We start from the raw sequence: 15,772 nt of genomic DNA on the forward strand, positions 1-15,772 counted from the left end.
GCCTTCCGTGATCCAGTTTTTACTTAACCAGGAACTCCGTAGCGAGCACGCCCTGGACCCCAACCTGACCGTGCTCAACTATCTGCGCGAGCATGTGGGCAAACCCGGTACCAAGGAAGGCTGCGCCAGTGGCGACTGTGGCGCGTGCACCGTGGTGGTCGGCGAGCTGCACACCGACGAGCAAGGCGCCGAGCAGATTCGTTATCGCAGCCTCAACTCCTGCCTGACATTTGTGTCGTCACTGCACGGCAAACAACTGATCAGCGTCGAAGACCTCAAGCACCAGGGCCAATTGCACAGCGTGCAACAGGCCATGGTCGAGTGCCACGGTTCGCAGTGCGGCTTTTGCACCCCAGGTTTTGTGATGTCGCTGTTTGCCCTGCAAAAAAACAGCGACGCCCCCGACAGCCAGAAAGCCCATGAAGCCCTGGCCGGCAACCTGTGTCGCTGCACCGGTTATCGCCCGATCCTCGCCGCTGCCGAACAGGCCTGCTGCAACAAACCCCAGGATCAATTCGACAGCCGCCTGGCTGAAACCATCGCACGCCTTAAAGCCATCGCGCCGACCCAGACCGGTGAACTCAACAGCGGTGACAAGCGCTGCCTGGTGCCGTTGACCGTCGCCGACCTGGCCGACCTCTATGACGCCTACCCGCAGGCCCGCCTGCTGGCCGGTGGCACTGACCTGGCGCTGGAAGTCACCCAGTTCCACCGCACCCTGCCGGTGATGATCTACGTGGGCAACATTGAAGCCATGAAACGCATCGAGCAGTTCGACGACCGCCTGGAAATCGGCGCAGCCACCGCCCTCTCCGACTGCTACGCCGCGCTGCACCACGAATACCCGGACTTCGGCGAACTGCTGCACCGCTTCGCCTCCCTGCAAATTCGCAACCAGGGCAGCCTGGGCGGCAATATCGGCAACGCTTCGCCCATTGGTGATTCGCCGCCGCTGCTGATTGCCCTGGGCGCACAGATCGTACTGTGCAAGGGCAACACCCGCCGTACCCTGGCGCTGGAAGACTACTTCATCGACTACCGCGTCACCGCCCGCCAGGACAGCGAGTTCATCGAGACCATCATCGTGCCCAAGGGCCACACGCTGTTTCGGGCCTACAAGGTGTCCAAGCGTCTGGACGACGATATTTCCGCCGTGTGCGCAGCGTTCAACCTGAAGATCGACAACGGTGTGATCAGCGAGGCTCGCGTTGCCTTCGGAGGCATGGCCGCCACACCAAAACGCGCAAAAAATTGCGAGGCCGCGTTGTTGGGCGCCATCTGGAACTTGGCCACGGTCGAGAAAGCCTGCGCCGCCCTGGCACAGGACTTCACCCCACTGTCGGACTTTCGCGCCAGCAAGGAATACCGCCTGCTCAGCGCGCAAAACCTGCTGCGCAAATACTTCATCGAACTGCAAACGCCGCACATCGAGACTCGGGTGACCGCTTATGTCTAACCATCACGCCGTGGTAAAAACCCAGGCCGAACTTGCCGCACTGTTTGCCCAGGACCTCACCACCGGGGTCGGGCGCAGCGTCAAGCATGACAGCGCCGCCAAGCACGTCAGCGGTGAAGCGCAGTACATCGACGACCGCCTGGAATTCCCCAACCAGTTGCACCTGTATGCGCGCATGTCCGACCGTGCCCACGCCCGCATCATCAGCATCGACACCGCGCCCTGCTATGCCTTCGACGGCGTACGCATAGTCATCACCCACGAAGACGTGCCAGGCCTGAAAGACATCGGCCCGCTGATGCCCGGCGACCCGCTGCTGGCCATCGACACCGTGCAGTTCGTCGGCCAGGTGGTGCTGGCCGTGGCCGCCCGCGACCTGGAAACCGCACGCAAGGCGGCGATGGCGGCGGTGATCGAATATGAAGACCTGGAGCCAGTGCTGGATGTGGTCGAGGCGTTTCGCAACAAGCACTTCGTGCTCGACAGCCACACTCACCAGCGCGGCGATTCGGCCGCTGCGCTGGCAAGTGCCAAGCACCGTATTCAGGGCACCTTGCATATCGGTGGCCAGGAACACTTCTATCTGGAAACCCAGATTTCTTCGGTGATGCCCACCGAAGATGGCGGCATGATCGTCTATTGCTCCACGCAAAACCCCACCGAAGTGCAGAAGCTGGTGGCGGAGGTGCTGGATGTGTCGATGAACAAGATTGTGGTGGACATGCGCCGCATGGGCGGTGGCTTTGGCGGCAAGGAAACCCAGGCCGCCAGCCCGGCGTGCCTGTGCGCCGTGGTGGCGCGCCTCACTGGCCAGCCGACCAAGATGCGCCTGCCACGGGTCGAAGACATGCTGATGACCGGCAAGCGCCACCCCTTCTATATCGAATACGACGTGGGCTTTGACGACAACGGCCGCCTGCACGGCATCAACCTGGAGCTGGCGGGTAACTGCGGTTGTTCGCCGGACCTGTCCAACTCGATTGTCGACCGCGCCATGTTCCACGCCGACAACTCGTATTACCTGGGCGACGCCACGGTCAACGGCCATCGCTGCAAGACCAACACCGCCTCCAACACCGCCTATCGCGGCTTCGGCGGCCCCCAGGGCATGGTCGCCATCGAAGAGGTGATGGACGCCATCGCGCGCCATCTGGGCCAAGACCCGCTGGCCGTGCGCAAGGCCAACTACTACGGCAAGACCGAGCGCAACGTCACCCACTACTACCAGACCGTCGAGCACAACATGCTCGAAGAAATGACCGCCGAGTTGGAAGCCAGCAGCCAATATGCCGAGCGCCGCGAAGCGATCCGCCTGTACAACGCCCACAGCCCGATCCTGAAAAAGGGCTTGGCGCTGACCCCGGTGAAATTCGGTATTTCCTTCACCGCCAGCTTCCTCAACCAGGCTGGCGCACTGATCCATATCTACACCGACGGCAGCATCCACCTGAACCACGGCGGCACCGAGATGGGCCAGGGCTTGAATACCAAGGTCGCGCAAGTCGTGGCCGAGGTATTCCAGGTAGAGATCGACCGCGTCCAGATCACCGCCACCAACACCGACAAGGTGCCTAACACCTCGCCCACCGCGGCCTCCAGCGGCGCCGACCTGAACGGCAAGGCCGCGCAGAATGCGGCCGAAACCATCAAGCAGCGGCTGGTGGAATTTGCGGCGCGCAAGTACGACGTAAGCGAGGCGGACGTGGAGTTTCGCAACGGCCATGTGCGCGTGCGCGAGCAGATCCTCAGCTTCGAAGCGTTGATCCAGCAGGCGTATTTCGCCCAGGTGTCGCTCTCCAGCACAGGTTTCTACAAGACCCCGAAAATCTTCTACGACCGCAGCCAGTCACGCGGGCGGCCGTTCTACTACTACGCGTTCGGCGCGGCCTGCTGCGAAGTGATCGTCGACACCCTGACCGGCGAATACAAAATGCTGCGCACCGACATCCTGCACGATGTGGGCGCCTCGCTGAACCCGGCCATCGACATCGGCCAGGTCGAAGGCGGCTTCATTCAGGGCATGGGCTGGCTGACCATGGAAGAGCTGGTGTGGAACAACAAGGGCAAGCTGATGACCAACGGCCCGGCCAGCTACAAGATCCCGGCGGTGGCCGACATGCCGCTGGACCTGCGAGTGAAGCTGGTAGAGAACCGCAAGAACCCGGAAGACACAGTGTTCCATTCCAAGGCCGTGGGTGAGCCGCCGTTCATGCTCGGCATTGCGTCGTGGTGTGCGATCAAGGATGCGGTGGCGAGCCTCGGTGATTATCGCCATCAGCCCCACATTGATGCGCCAGCGACGCCCGAGCGGGTGTTGTGGGGGTGTGAGCAGATGCGGCAGTTACAGGTGGCGAAAGCTGTCGAGGCTGACACCGAGATGGCTTCGCTCTAGACCCAGGCGCCGCCTTCGCGAGCAAGCCCGCTCCCACACTTGAAATGCATTCCCATGTGGGAGCGGGCTTGCTCGCGAAGGCGGCCGAACTAACAGCAGAAATGTTGAGGTAGACATGGACAACTGGATCAGCGCCCTCGCCACCTTGCAAAACCAGGGCGAACCCTGCGTGCTCGTCACCATCATCGAAGAACTCGGCTCCACCCCGCGCAACGCCGGTTCCAAGATGGTCATCAGCGCCGCGCAGGCCTTCGACACCATCGGCGGCGGGCACCTGGAATACAAGGCGATGCAGATCGCCCGGGACATGTTGGTGCGCGGCCAGCAGAACACTCACCTGGAGCGCTTCAGCCTCGGCGCCAGCCTGGGCCAATGCTGCGGCGGCGTGACCGTGCTGCTGTTCGAGCCCATGGGCCAGGCGCAGGCGCACATCGCTGTATTTGGCGCCGGCCATGTCGGCCGTGCGTTGGTGCCATTGCTGGCAAGCCTGCCCTGCCGGGTGCGCTGGATCGATTCCCGCGAGCAGGAATTCCCGCAGCACATCCCCCAAGGCGTGCGTAAAATCGTCAGCGAAGAGCCGGTCGACGAAATTGCCGACCTGCCTGCAGGCAGTTACTGCATCGTCATGACCCACAACCACGCGCTGGACCTGGAACTGACCGCCGCCCTGCTCAAGCGCAACGACTTCGCCTACTTCGGCCTGATCGGCTCGAAAACCAAGCGGGTCAAATTCGAACACCGCCTGCGTGACCGTGGCGTTGATGCCACGCAGTTACAGCGCATGCGTTGCCCCATGGGCCTCCCCGAGGTCAAGGGCAAGCTACCGGTGGAGATCGCCATCTCCATCGCCGGCGAAATCATCGCCACCTATAACGCCAATTTCGGCCAGCACCTTGCCGGCGCCGAACCTATTGCCAAACTGCTGCCGGCTTCGCGCCGCAGCCACGCTATCTAAGTTGAGACGATCATGCCTTTGACTCGCAAAGCCTACCGTGCCGCCATCCTGCACAGCATCGCCGACCCTGCCGTTGTTGGGATCGATGCCTCCTACGAATATTTCGAGGACGGCCTGCTGGTGATCGATAACGGCCAGATCAGCGCCCTTGGCCACGCCAGCGACCTGCTGCCGAGCCTGCCCGCCGATATCGACATCACCCATTACCAGGATGCGTTGATCACCCCTGGCTTGATCGACACCCATATTCACCTGCCGCAAACCGGGATGGTCGGCGCCTATGGCGAGCAACTGCTGGACTGGCTCAACACCTACACCTTCCCCTGTGAAAGCCAGTTTGCCGACAAGGCTCACGCTGAAGAAGTCGCCAACATCTTCATCAAGGAACTGCTGCGCAACGGCACCACCACCGCGCTGGTGTTCGGCAGCGTGCACCCGCAATCGGTGAATGCATTCTTTGAAGCGGCCGAGAAACTCGACCTGCGCATGATTGCCGGCAAGGTGATGATGGACCGCAACGCGCCGGACTATCTGACCGACACCGCCGAATCCGGCTACCAGGAAAGCAAGGCGCTGATCGAACGCTGGCACGGTAAGGGCCGCCTGCATTACGCGGTGACGCCACGCTTCGCGCCTACCAGCACGCCGGAGCAACTGACGCTGGCCGGGCAACTGCTGGGCGAGTACCCGGATTTGTACATGCAGACCCACATCAGCGAAAACAAGCAGGAAATCGAGTGGGTAAACGAGCTGTTCCCGGAGCGCAACGGCTACCTGGATGTCTACGACCATTACAAGCTGCTCGGCGAGCGCTCGGTGTTTGCCCACGGCGTACACCTGTGTGATGACGAATGCGCACGGCTGGCAGAGACCGGCTCGGCAGTCGCGTTCTGCCCGACCTCGAACCTCTTCCTCGGCAGTGGCCTGTTCAACCTGCCGATGGCCGAGAAACACAACTTGAACGTGGGCCTGGGCACCGACGTGGGTGGCGGCACCAGCTTCTCGCTGCTGCAAACCCTGAACGAAGCCTACAAGGTCATGCAGTTGCAAGGTGCGCGCTTGAGCCCGTTCAAGTCGCTGTACCTGGCAACCCTGGGCGGCGCTCGAGCGCTGCGCCTGGAAGACAAGATCGGCACCTTGCAGCCGGGCACCGATGCGGACTTCCTAGTGTTGGATTACAACGCCACGCCACTGCTGAGCTATCGCCTGAAACAGGCCAATAACATTGCCGAGACGTTGTTTGTGCTGATGACGTTGGGGGATGACCGGACGGTGCTGCAAACCTATGCAGCCGGGCAGCTCGTGCACCAGCGCTGATTTCGGATACACCATCGAAACAAATGTGGGAACGGGCTTGTGTGGGAGCTGGCTTGCCTGCGATAGCATCACCGCGGTGTAACTGATACACCGCGGCGCCTGCATCGCGGGCAAGCCCGGCTCCCACACAAACCAGCTCCCACATTTGATTGGGTTTACAACTTTACAGACGAGCGCCCAGGTTTTTTAGTCTGTAAAAGATGCGAAAACACCGCATGCAAATCATCCGACGCACTCTCTTCATCGAGGTTGAGCTTGCTGTCGATGTGATCCATGTGATGCATCATCAAGTTCACCGCCAACGTCGCATCCCGGGCTTCGATCGCATCGATCAACTGGGTGTGTTCATCGTAGGAACAGTGCGAGCGGTTGCCGCTTTCGTACTGGGCGATGATCAATGACGTCTGCGACACCAGGCTGCGCTGGAAGCTGATCAGCGGCGCGTTCTTCGCGGCTTCGGCCAGCTTCAAGTGGAATTCGCCGGAGAGACGGATACCGGCGCCGCGATCACCGCGCGAAAAGCTGTCGCGCTCGTCGTTGACCATCTGGCGCAACTCGGCCAACTGCTCGGCCGTGGCGTGCTGCACCGCCAACTCCGTGATCGCCCGCTCCACCAGGCGCCGGGCCATGAACACCTGGCGCGCTTCTTCGACGCTTGGGCTGGCAACCACCGCACCGCGATTGGGCCGCAGCAGTACCACGCTTTCATGGGCCAGGCGCGACAGCGCGCGGCGAATGATGGTGCGGCTCACGCCGAAGATCTCGCCCAGTGCCTCTTCACTCAATTTGGTTCCGGGCGCCAGGCGTTGTTCAAGGATCGCCTCGAAGATATGCGCATAGACGATATCGTCCTGGGTTCCGCTGCGACCGGCCTTGCCGGCTCGCGGTTGTTTCTTGAGAGGTTGCAACTGTTCGTTCATGGGCACTCGGGTTTGAGAACGGCGAATTAACGGTAATACGGCAACAGCGTGTCGCTGGCAAGTATCACCTAAAAACAGCGCACATTGTACACAACCCATTGCGCCAACACACTGTACGGCTGTTTGCGGCCACGGCTGTATTGCAATGACTCGTTACGTTTGAGTTTAGGCTTGATTCCACGATTTCCCATGAACGACATCCCACTGTAGGAGCGAGCTTGCTCGCGAAGAACCCAAGGGCGCCGCGTTTAATCTGATTGCCCGCGTTATCGTCGGCGATTTTCGCGAGCAAGCTCGCTCCTACAGCGTGCGGAGTCAGGTAAAAAGGAACACCTCTCCATGACCGACGCCACCCAAGCGCCCTTGCGCCCACTGGCCGACACTTCTGCGTCGGCCGTCGTCGCCGGCTTTATCGCCATGATGACCGGCTACACCAGCTCCCTGGTGCTGATGTTCCAGGCCGGCCAGGCCGCCGGCTTGACCACCGCGCAGATTTCTTCGTGGATCTGGGCGATTTCCATCGGCATGGCGGTGTGCAGCATCGGCCTGTCCCTGCGTTATCGCACCCCCATCACCATCGCCTGGTCCACCCCTGGCGCGGCGCTGCTGATCACAAGCCTGGGTGGCGTGAGCTATGGCGAGGCCATCGGTGCCTACATCACTTGCGCGGTACTGGTGACGCTCTGCGGGTTGACCGGCAGCTTTGAGAAACTGGTCAAGCGGATTCCAGCATCACTGGCGGCGGCGCTGCTGGCGGGGATTCTGTTCAAGATCGGCAGCGAAATTTTCGTCGCCGCCCAGCACCGTACCGGGCTGGTGCTGGGAATGTTCTTCACCTACCTGATCATCAAGCGCCTGTCGCCGCGTTATGCCGTGCTGGCCGCCTTGCTCATCGGCACCGCTTTGTCAGGGCTGATGGGGCTGCTGGACTTCAGCGGCTTTCATCTGGAAGTGGCGACGCCCGTGTGGACCACGCCGCACTTCTCGCTGGCGGCGACCATCAGCATCGGCATCCCGCTGTTCGTGGTGGCCATGACCTCGCAGAACATGCCCGGCGTTGCGGTGCTGCGGGCCGACGGTTACACCGTGCCGGCTTCGCCGTTGATCACCACCACCGGCCTGGCCTCGTTGGTGCTGGCACCGTTCGGCTCCCACGGCATCAACCTGGCGGCGATCAGCGCCGCGATCTGCACCGGGCCGCACGCCCATGAAGACCGCAACAAGCGCTACACCGCCGCGGTGTGGTGTGGAGTGTTCTACGGGATTGCCGGGGTATTCGGCGCGACCTTGGCGGCGTTGTTCGCGGCGCTGCCCAAGGAGTTGGTGCTGTCGATTGCGGCGTTGGCGTTGTTTGGCTCGATCATCAATGGCTTGAGCATCGCCATGAATGAGCCGAAGGAACGGGAAGCGGCGCTGATCACCTTTATGGTCACCGCGTCAGGCTTGACGTTGTTTTCCATCGGGTCGGCGTTCTGGGGGATTGTGGCGGGGGTGTTGACGCTGCTGATTCTGAATTGGCGCAAGGCATAAAAAAACGGCGACCCTCAGGTCGCCGTTTTTTTCAGTATCACTTAGCCGCGTTGATCGGCTTTTCTGGATACCACACGTCCAGCAACGGGCTGACTTCAGCCTTGGTCAGCTCGGAACGGGTTTTCAGCCAGGCTTCGACCGCAGCACGCTGCTCTTCGGAGACCGAGCCACGCTTCTGCAGGCAAACCAGACCGTAGTCATCGCCGCCCACATAGCCCAGGCCATTGGCTTCCATGGCTTCTTTGATGAATGCTTCGAGGAAAGCGTCGATAGCTTCTTCACTCAGGCCTTCGTTGAAGTCCAGGTTCAGTTCGAAACCCAGCTCTTGAAATTCATCAACGCACAGTTTTTTGCGCAGACGCTGGGAACGGTTAGTCGCCATTGGAACAATCCTCATAAGTATTAACGGGCGGCACTTTAGCAGTTTAAGGCGGCAATTGCCCGACTCTCTGGGACCGACGGGCAAATGCGCGCAAAAAAACCACGATTAGCAGCTATCGTTCAGCTACACGTGGCGCCAGCTTGGGGCATAATGCCGACACTTTCGTGACCACTGAGGGATTTTCTTCCATACCCCTCGCCTTTTTCACCCTCCTCAGCAGTAGGGTTTTATTTCTTATGATCAAATCTTTGCGTTCAGTGTTACTTGCCAGTGTTGTCTTGCCCCTGGCCTTTTCCGTTTGCGCCGCTCCCGTCAATAACACCCTGCCACCCAGCGTTGCGCAGGCCTTGCAGAAGGCCAAGCTGCAAAATACCGCGCTGTCTCTGGTGATGCTGCCCCTGAACGGCCCGGGTACCCCTACGGTTTTCAACGCCGACGTCTCGGTGAACCCGGCCTCCACCATGAAGCTGGTCACCACTTACGCGGCCCTGGAAATGCTCGGCCCCAACCATCAGTGGAAGACCGAGTTCTACACCGATGGCACCCTCAGCGGCGGCGTGTTGCGCGGCAACCTGTACCTCAAGGGCGGCGGCGATCCCAAGCTGAACATGGAAAAACTCTGGCTGCTGATGCGCGACCTGCGCGCCAATGGCGTGCAGCAAGTCACCGGCGACCTGGTGCTGGACCGTAACTTCTTCAACCAGCCGCAATTGCCCGAGTTCAATGACGACGGCAACGACGAAAACAAGCCGTTCCTGGTCAAGCCCGACGCCTTGCTGGTCAACCTCAAGGCCCTGCGCTTCGTGACCCGCAATGATTCAGGGCGGGTGATCGTATCGGTCGAACCGCCGATTGCCAGCATCCGCATCGACAATCAGGTGAAAGTCACCAACGCCAAACAGTGCACCGGTGACGTGCGCTACAGCCCGGTGACCGCCGCCGACGGCAGCGTGACCGTGACCGTCAGCGGCCAACTGGGTGATGGCTGCAGCTCGCAGACCTACCTGTCGCTGCTCGACCACGCCACCTACACCGCAGGCGCCGTGCGGGCGATCTGGAAGGAGTTGGGCGGCACCATCCAGGGCCGTGATATCCAGGCACCGGTGCCCAAGGATGCAAAAGTCCTGGCTCGCGCCTTCTCACCGGACCTGGCGGAGATCATCCGTGACATCAACAAATACAGTAACAACACCATGGCCCAACAGTTGTTCCTGAGCCTGGGTGCACAGTTTCGCAACGATGCCGATGGCGACGATGCCAAGGCCGCGCAACGTGTCGTGCGCCAGTGGCTGGCCAAAAAAGGCATCACCGCGCCGCACCTGGTGATGGAAAACGGCTCCGGCCTGTCCCGCGCCGAACGGGTCAGCGCCCGCGAGATGGCGGCCATGCTGCAAGCCGCGTGGAAAAGCCCTTATGCGGCGGAGTACATCAGCTCGATGCCGATCGCCGGCACCGACGGCACCATGCGTAAACGCCTGAAAACCACCGCCCTGCGCGGCGAAGCCCATGTGAAGACCGGCACCTTGAACACCGTACGCGCCATCGCCGGCTACAGCCGCGACAACAATGGCAATACCTGGGCGGTGGTGGCGATTCTCAACGACCCCAAACCTTGGGGAGCCTCGTCGGTGTTGGATCAGGTACTGCTGGACCTGTATCGCCAGCCGAAGGCCGTTGCCGCCGCGCCGGTTCTCTAAGCACCCCATTTACCCTGTGGGAGCGGGCTTGCCCGCGATAGCGGTTGTTCAGTCGATATCTTCGACAACTGACGCACCGCCTTCGCGGGCAAGCCCGCTCCCACACACCTGCACCCGATCCCTGCCCGCCTGCTTGGCCACGTACACCGCCGAATCCGCGCGCAGCAGCAACCCATCGATACCTTCATCGACTCGCCAACTGGCCACGCCAAAACTGGCGGTAACCACCCCCACCGGTTCCATCGCCGCATCGCGCAGCGACTGCCACAACTGCATCGCCAGGCTGTAGGCCTGGGCGCCATCGGTGTTGGGGCACAGCACCACAAACTCTTCCCCGCCGATCCGGCAAAATACATCGGTGCGGCGCAAGCGTTGGCCGATACGCTTGCACAACTCCTGCAGCACGCCGTCGCCCACGGCATGGCCGTGCTGATCGTTGATGCGCTTGAAGTGGTCGATATCGAGCATGATCAACGAAAGCGCGCCAGACATACGGTTGAGCCGGAGCATTTCGCCCTTGAGGCGATCCTGGAAATAGCGGCGGTTATAGATCCCTGTCAGAGAGTCGGTGATGGACAGCGCACGCAGTTCTTCCTCGACCCGTTTGAGATCCGAAATATCCGAGACATAACCGTGCCAAAGCGTACCGCCTCCCGGCAACTCTTCCGGCGTCGCTTCGCCGCGAATCCAGCGCAGGCCTCGTTGGGGTAATTGCACGCGGTACTCTTCACGCCAATGGCTCAGTTGCAACGCAGAAAGGCGTATCGACGCACGCACGCGCTCCAGGTCCAAAGGATGAATGCGCTCCAGGACCGTGCTCCCATCCTGCTGCAGCACGCCCAACTCGATTTCATAGATATCGCGCATGCCTTCGCTGGCATAGATGAAACGCCAGGTGTCCTGGGGTTCCAGGGTGAACTGGAAGATCCCACCCGGCACGTGGGCGCTGAGTTTTTTCAGCAGGCGGTCGCGTACGGCAAGGGCCTCATAGGCGCGCTTTTGCTCGGTGACATCCAGGTAAATCGCCAGGTGTCCGACCCACAGGCCATGGTCATCCAAGAGCACGGTCGGCAACATGTTGACCGTCAGTTGGCTGCCGTCCTTGCGCACCAGCGTCCACTCACGTCCTTCATGTTGACTGTCCGGGCTCTCCACCAGCATCGCCTGGCTCGCGGGGATGCGCTTGCCCAGCGCCCTGCTCAACGGCTCAGCGCGGGCGTCGAGTTCCATGGCTACGTGCAGACGGTCCAAGGTCATATGCCCCAGCACCTCCTCGGCCGTAAAGCCCAGCATCTGCTCGGCACCGGCATTGAAGGTGTTGATCACGCCGCGCAGGTCCGTGGCAATGATCGCCACTTGAGTCGCCGCATTCAGCACACTGCGCAGTTGCCCATGGGCGCCACGCAACTCCTGCTCACGGGCACGCAATTGCACGGTGCGTTGCTCCACCAGTTTCAGTGCGCGCTGGCGCTGGCTCACCAGCATGTAAAGCAGCGCACTGAGCAAGGCGCTGAGCAACACGCCCATCGCCAGAATGGCGTGCATCGAAGAATGGTTGGCCCTGTCGAACACTTCGCTGGCGCTCAGGCTCAGGGCATAGACATGGTCGCCCAGGGTGAGGCGGCGCGCAGCCGTCAAGCCACTGCTGCCCAAGGCGTTGCTGGAGGCATACAACACCCGTTGCTGGGTGTCGGAAGTGTCTACGATCTGCATCACCAGGTTGTCCCGGTTGGGCCTGGGCAACCCCTCGGCTACCAGCTGACGCATGCTGATCACCGCCATCACATAGCCGTAGGGCTCGGCACCTGCGAGCTTGCTCACGGGCGCCACCAACAACACGCCTGCCGCATAAGCGGGTTCCACCCCCACCAGTTGCATGGGTTGCGACACCGCCAACTGGCCGCTTTGTTGCGCACGCTCCAGAGCTGAGCGACGCAGGGGTTGGGCCAGCAGATCAAAGCCCAGCGGCGAGCCCAGCAGACTTTGTGTCTGGCTGTACAGCACCGGTACGTATTCATCGCGTTCGGCCGCTGGCGCCAACTCACCTGCAGTATTCAGTTCGCGGATACTGAAAGGAATGCCGCGCTGGCGAGAAATGTCCTGCTCAAACAGGCTGCGCTGCGTGCGAAATATCCGTGGAGCCCAGGCATAAGCACGGGCATGCAACAACAGCGGTTTGGCGAAACCGTCGAACTCGGCGCGGGACACCTCGCCGGAATTGACGAAGAAACGCTGCAAGCTGCCCAGGCGCTGCTCCTGGTCTTCGAAACGTTCCTGGATGCGGGTGTAGCGCTCGTTGACCAGCAACTGGAACCGCTGGCGCACCTGTTGCTGATATAAGTCGGATGCCGCCCATGCGACAACCACCGTCAGCGCGCTACCGATTGATAACACCACCAATGCCACCAGCCAAGCCGATGCCTGCTCACTGATAAAACCAAGGATTTTCGGGCGAACGACTTGCATCGGCATAGGCAACACTCACAGCGCCAGTGTGCGGGGGTGTCACTTTGGCTAGGGCTTAAGTTATAGCCATCGGTCAGGGGTTTGACCAGTGCAAAACCGTCAACAGGCTTATTGGGGCGAGGGAGCAAGCTCTCTCGCCACAGAGGCTTACCGTAGGAGCGAGCTTGCTCGCGAAAAACTCACAGGCACCGCGTTCATCCAGGATATCCGCGTTACCGTTGACGATCTTCGCGAGCAAGCTCGCTCCTACAAGGGAGAATCAGCGTGCGGTGATTTTCCAGGCGCGGTGGATCTTGGCATTGCGCGCAAAATCCGGGTCGATGGTTTTGTCGCTGATTTCCTCGACCGCATAGCGTTCGCTGAGGTTGTCTTCCAGCTGGAACTTGCGGAAGTTGTTGGAGAAGTACAACACGCCACCCGGCGCCAGGCGCGCCATGGCCAGGTCGAGCAACTGCACATGGTCACGCTGCACGTCGAAGATGCCTTCCATGCGCTTGGAGTTGGAGAAGGTCGGCGGGTCGATGAAGATCATGTCGAATTCATCGCGGCTCGCTTCCAGCCACGCCATCACGTCACCCTGTTCCAGGCGGTTCTTGTCGGAAAAGCCGTTGAGGGAGAAGTTGCGACGCGCCCAGTCCAGGTAGGTCTTGGACAGGTCGACGCTGGTGGTGCTGCGCGCGCCGCCCTTGGCAGCATGCACACTGGCGGTGGCGGTGTAGCAATACAGATTGAGGAAACGCTTGCCCGCCGCTTCCTTCTGAATGCGCATGCGCATCGGGCGATGGTCGAGGAACAGGCCGGTGTCCAGGTAATCGGTGAGGTTGACCAGCAACTTCACGCCGCCTTCGCTGACCTCGGTGAATTTACCTTGGGCACTCTGACGCTCGTATTGCTTGGTGCCGCTCTGACGCTCACGACGCTTGACCACCACACGGCTCTTGTCGACATTCAGTGCCTGGGGAATGGCCGCCAGGGCATCGAACATACGGGCCGAGGCTTTCTCCGGGTCGATGGATTTTGGCGCGGCGTATTCCTGCACGTGCACCCAATCGTGGTACAGGTCGATGGCCATGGAGTACTCAGGCATGTCGGCGTCATACACACGGTAGCAATCCACGCCTTCGCGCTTGGCCCATTTGCCCAACAGCTTGAGGTTCTTCTGCAGGCGGTTGGCAAACATCTGCCCGCCTTCGCTCAAGCGCGCCTGCTCCACCACGGGGGCCGGGGCGGGTTTGATCGGGTTGCCGTTCTTGTTGTACTGACGCTCTGCCGGCTCGCTCGGGGCCTGGTCGTAAGCCGCTTGCTCACGTTCGGCCTGGCGCTGCTCAGGGGTGCGGCGCTCGCCCGTGACGAACTGATCCGGGTTGACCTTGATCAGCAGCAACTTGCACGGCAATGCGCCGTTCCAGAACGAATACTGTTTGTGGCTACGGATCCCCATGCGCTTGCCCAGGTCTGGCGCGCCGGTAAACACCGCCGCCTCCCAGCCCATGCAGGCCTGGCGCAGACGCTCGCCGAGGTTCTGGTAGAGGTACAACAGGCTGGCTTCATCACCCAAGCGCTCGCCGTAAGGTGGGTTGCAGATGACCAGGCCTTTCTGGTTCTGGTCCGGGCGCGGCTCGAAAGTACCGACTTCGCCCTGGTACACCTTGATCCAATGACTCAGCCCGGCGCGCTCGATGTTATTGCGCGCAGGCTGGATCAGGCGTGGGTCGGCTTCATAGCCACGTACCCACAACGGCGGCTTGTTCATGCCGATGGCGGCACGCTCAGTGGCTTCTGCGTGCAATTTTTTCCACAGCGCCGGGACGTGGCCCAGCCAGGTGGTGAACCCCCAGAGTTCACGGTTGAGGTTGGGGGCCATGTCGGCGGCGATCATCGCGCCTTCGACAAGGAAGGTACCCACACCGCACATCGGGTCTGTGAGTGCGCCGCCTTCGGCTGCAATACGCGGCCAACCGGCGCGGATCAGGATCGCCGCCGCCAGGTTTTCCTTCAGGGGTGCCGCGCCCTGCTGCAGGCGGTAGCCGCGCTGGTGCAGGCTGTGGCCGGAAAGGTCCAGGGACAGGATGGCTTCGCCACGGTCCAGGCGCAGGTGAATGCGCAGGTCAGGGTTGATCTTGTCGATGGACGGACGTTCGCCGGTCGGGGTGCGCAGTTTGTCGACGATCGCATCCTTGACCTTCAGCGCGCCGAAGTGGGTGTTGTCGATGCCCGAGCCATGGCCGCTGAACTCCACCGCGAGGGTTCCGTCGGGGACCATGTGGTCAGCCCATTCGATGTCCAGCACGCCGTGGTAAAGATCCTCGGCGTCCTTCATCGGGAAGCGCTTGAGCACCAGCAACACACGGTTGGCCAGGCGCGACCAGAGGCACAAGCGGTAGGCGGTTTCCATGTCGGCCATGCCGCGCACGGCCGAGGTGTGCTCGCGGGCTTCCTCAAGGCCAAGCCCGACGGCTTCCTCGATCAGCAGGCCTTCGAGGCCCTTGGGGCAGGTGAGGAAGAGTTCAAAACGGTCCGACATGGGGCATTCCAGGCTTTTCAGCAATAAGTGAACAGGCGACGCATCGCCGGTTCGGTTTTCAATCAAGCACTTTTCTCGAAGAGTGCTCGCGTGGCACGAATGTGCCGTTCCACCCCGTCTGGCGGGCTCTTGA

Annotated in this window: 10 protein-coding genes; 6 read left to right on the forward strand and 4 right to left on the reverse strand. The window is 61.4% G+C overall.

Translation table 11 applies throughout. The features are described 5' to 3' along the window. The first annotated feature begins 7 nt into the window (after positions 1 to 7). The 4 genes from xdhA (at position 8) to guaD (ending at position 6,120) form a co-directional block, all read left to right on the forward strand. Complete coding sequence (gene xdhA / locus N2A98_RS19370) at positions 8 to 1,456, forward strand: xanthine dehydrogenase small subunit (RefSeq protein ID WP_275622518.1); 1,449 nt, start codon at positions 8 to 10, stop codon at positions 1,454 to 1,456. Further along, positions 1,449 to 3,848: a xanthine dehydrogenase molybdopterin binding subunit gene (gene xdhB / locus N2A98_RS19375; RefSeq protein ID WP_078803608.1), complete on the forward strand. Its 2,400-nt coding sequence runs from the start codon at positions 1,449 to 1,451 to the stop codon at positions 3,846 to 3,848. Before xdhA ends, xdhB begins: the two co-directional genes overlap by 8 nt. 115 nt (positions 3,849 to 3,963) lie before the next feature. Beyond that, complete coding sequence (xdhC, locus tag N2A98_RS19380; RefSeq protein ID WP_275622519.1) at positions 3,964 to 4,803, forward strand: xanthine dehydrogenase accessory protein XdhC; 840 nt, start codon at positions 3,964 to 3,966, stop codon at positions 4,801 to 4,803. A gap of 12 nt (positions 4,804 to 4,815) precedes the next feature. Then, positions 4,816 to 6,120, forward strand: coding sequence for a guanine deaminase (gene guaD / locus N2A98_RS19385; protein ID WP_275622520.1), 1,305 nt, complete (start codon positions 4,816 to 4,818; stop codon positions 6,118 to 6,120). Between the two features lie 155 nt (positions 6,121 to 6,275). On the opposite strand, the gene N2A98_RS19390 is transcribed toward guaD, so the two are convergent. Continuing rightward, entirely contained in the window at positions 6,276 to 7,040 is a 765-nt protein-coding gene (locus N2A98_RS19390; RefSeq protein ID WP_014719469.1) for a GntR family transcriptional regulator, read from the reverse strand. Positions 7,041 to 7,379: 339 nt separating this feature from the next. Here N2A98_RS19390 and N2A98_RS19395 point away from each other — a divergent pair, with 339 nt between their 5' ends. Beyond that, a complete protein-coding gene (locus tag N2A98_RS19395; protein ID WP_019820510.1) occupies positions 7,380 to 8,570 on the forward strand; it encodes a benzoate/H(+) symporter BenE family transporter in 1,191 nt (396 codons plus the stop codon). A 37-nt stretch (positions 8,571 to 8,607) separates the two neighbouring features. Here the strand turns inward: N2A98_RS19395 and N2A98_RS19400 are convergent, their stop codons facing one another. Then, on the reverse strand, positions 8,608 to 8,952 hold the full coding sequence (locus N2A98_RS19400; RefSeq protein WP_003193255.1) for a YggL family protein: 345 nt from the start codon (positions 8,950 to 8,952) through the stop codon (positions 8,608 to 8,610). A 236-nt stretch (positions 8,953 to 9,188) separates the two neighbouring features. Here N2A98_RS19400 and dacB point away from each other — a divergent pair, with 236 nt between their 5' ends. Next, positions 9,189 to 10,649 (forward strand): D-alanyl-D-alanine carboxypeptidase/D-alanyl-D-alanine-endopeptidase, encoded by a 1,461-nt coding sequence (gene dacB, locus N2A98_RS19405; RefSeq protein ID WP_003193256.1) that lies wholly within the window; start codon positions 9,189 to 9,191, stop codon positions 10,647 to 10,649. 48 nt (positions 10,650 to 10,697) lie between these two features. On the opposite strand, the gene N2A98_RS19410 is transcribed toward dacB, so the two are convergent. Both N2A98_RS19410 and rlmKL read right to left on the reverse strand, forming a co-directional pair. Continuing rightward, on the reverse strand, positions 10,698 to 13,121 hold the full coding sequence (locus N2A98_RS19410) for a GGDEF domain-containing protein (protein WP_078803611.1): 2,424 nt from the start codon (positions 13,119 to 13,121) through the stop codon (positions 10,698 to 10,700). A gap of 253 nt (positions 13,122 to 13,374) precedes the next feature. After that, entirely contained in the window at positions 13,375 to 15,639 is a 2,265-nt protein-coding gene (gene rlmKL / locus N2A98_RS19415) for a bifunctional 23S rRNA (guanine(2069)-N(7))-methyltransferase RlmK/23S rRNA (guanine(2445)-N(2))-methyltransferase RlmL (protein ID WP_034128371.1), read from the reverse strand. Positions 15,640 to 15,772 lie beyond the last annotated feature (133 nt).

Origin of the sequence: Pseudomonas sp. FJ2-5-13 (assembly GCF_029201605.1) — a bacterium.
In the GTDB taxonomy this organism is placed as follows: domain Bacteria; phylum Pseudomonadota; class Gammaproteobacteria; order Pseudomonadales; family Pseudomonadaceae; genus Aquipseudomonas; species Aquipseudomonas lactis.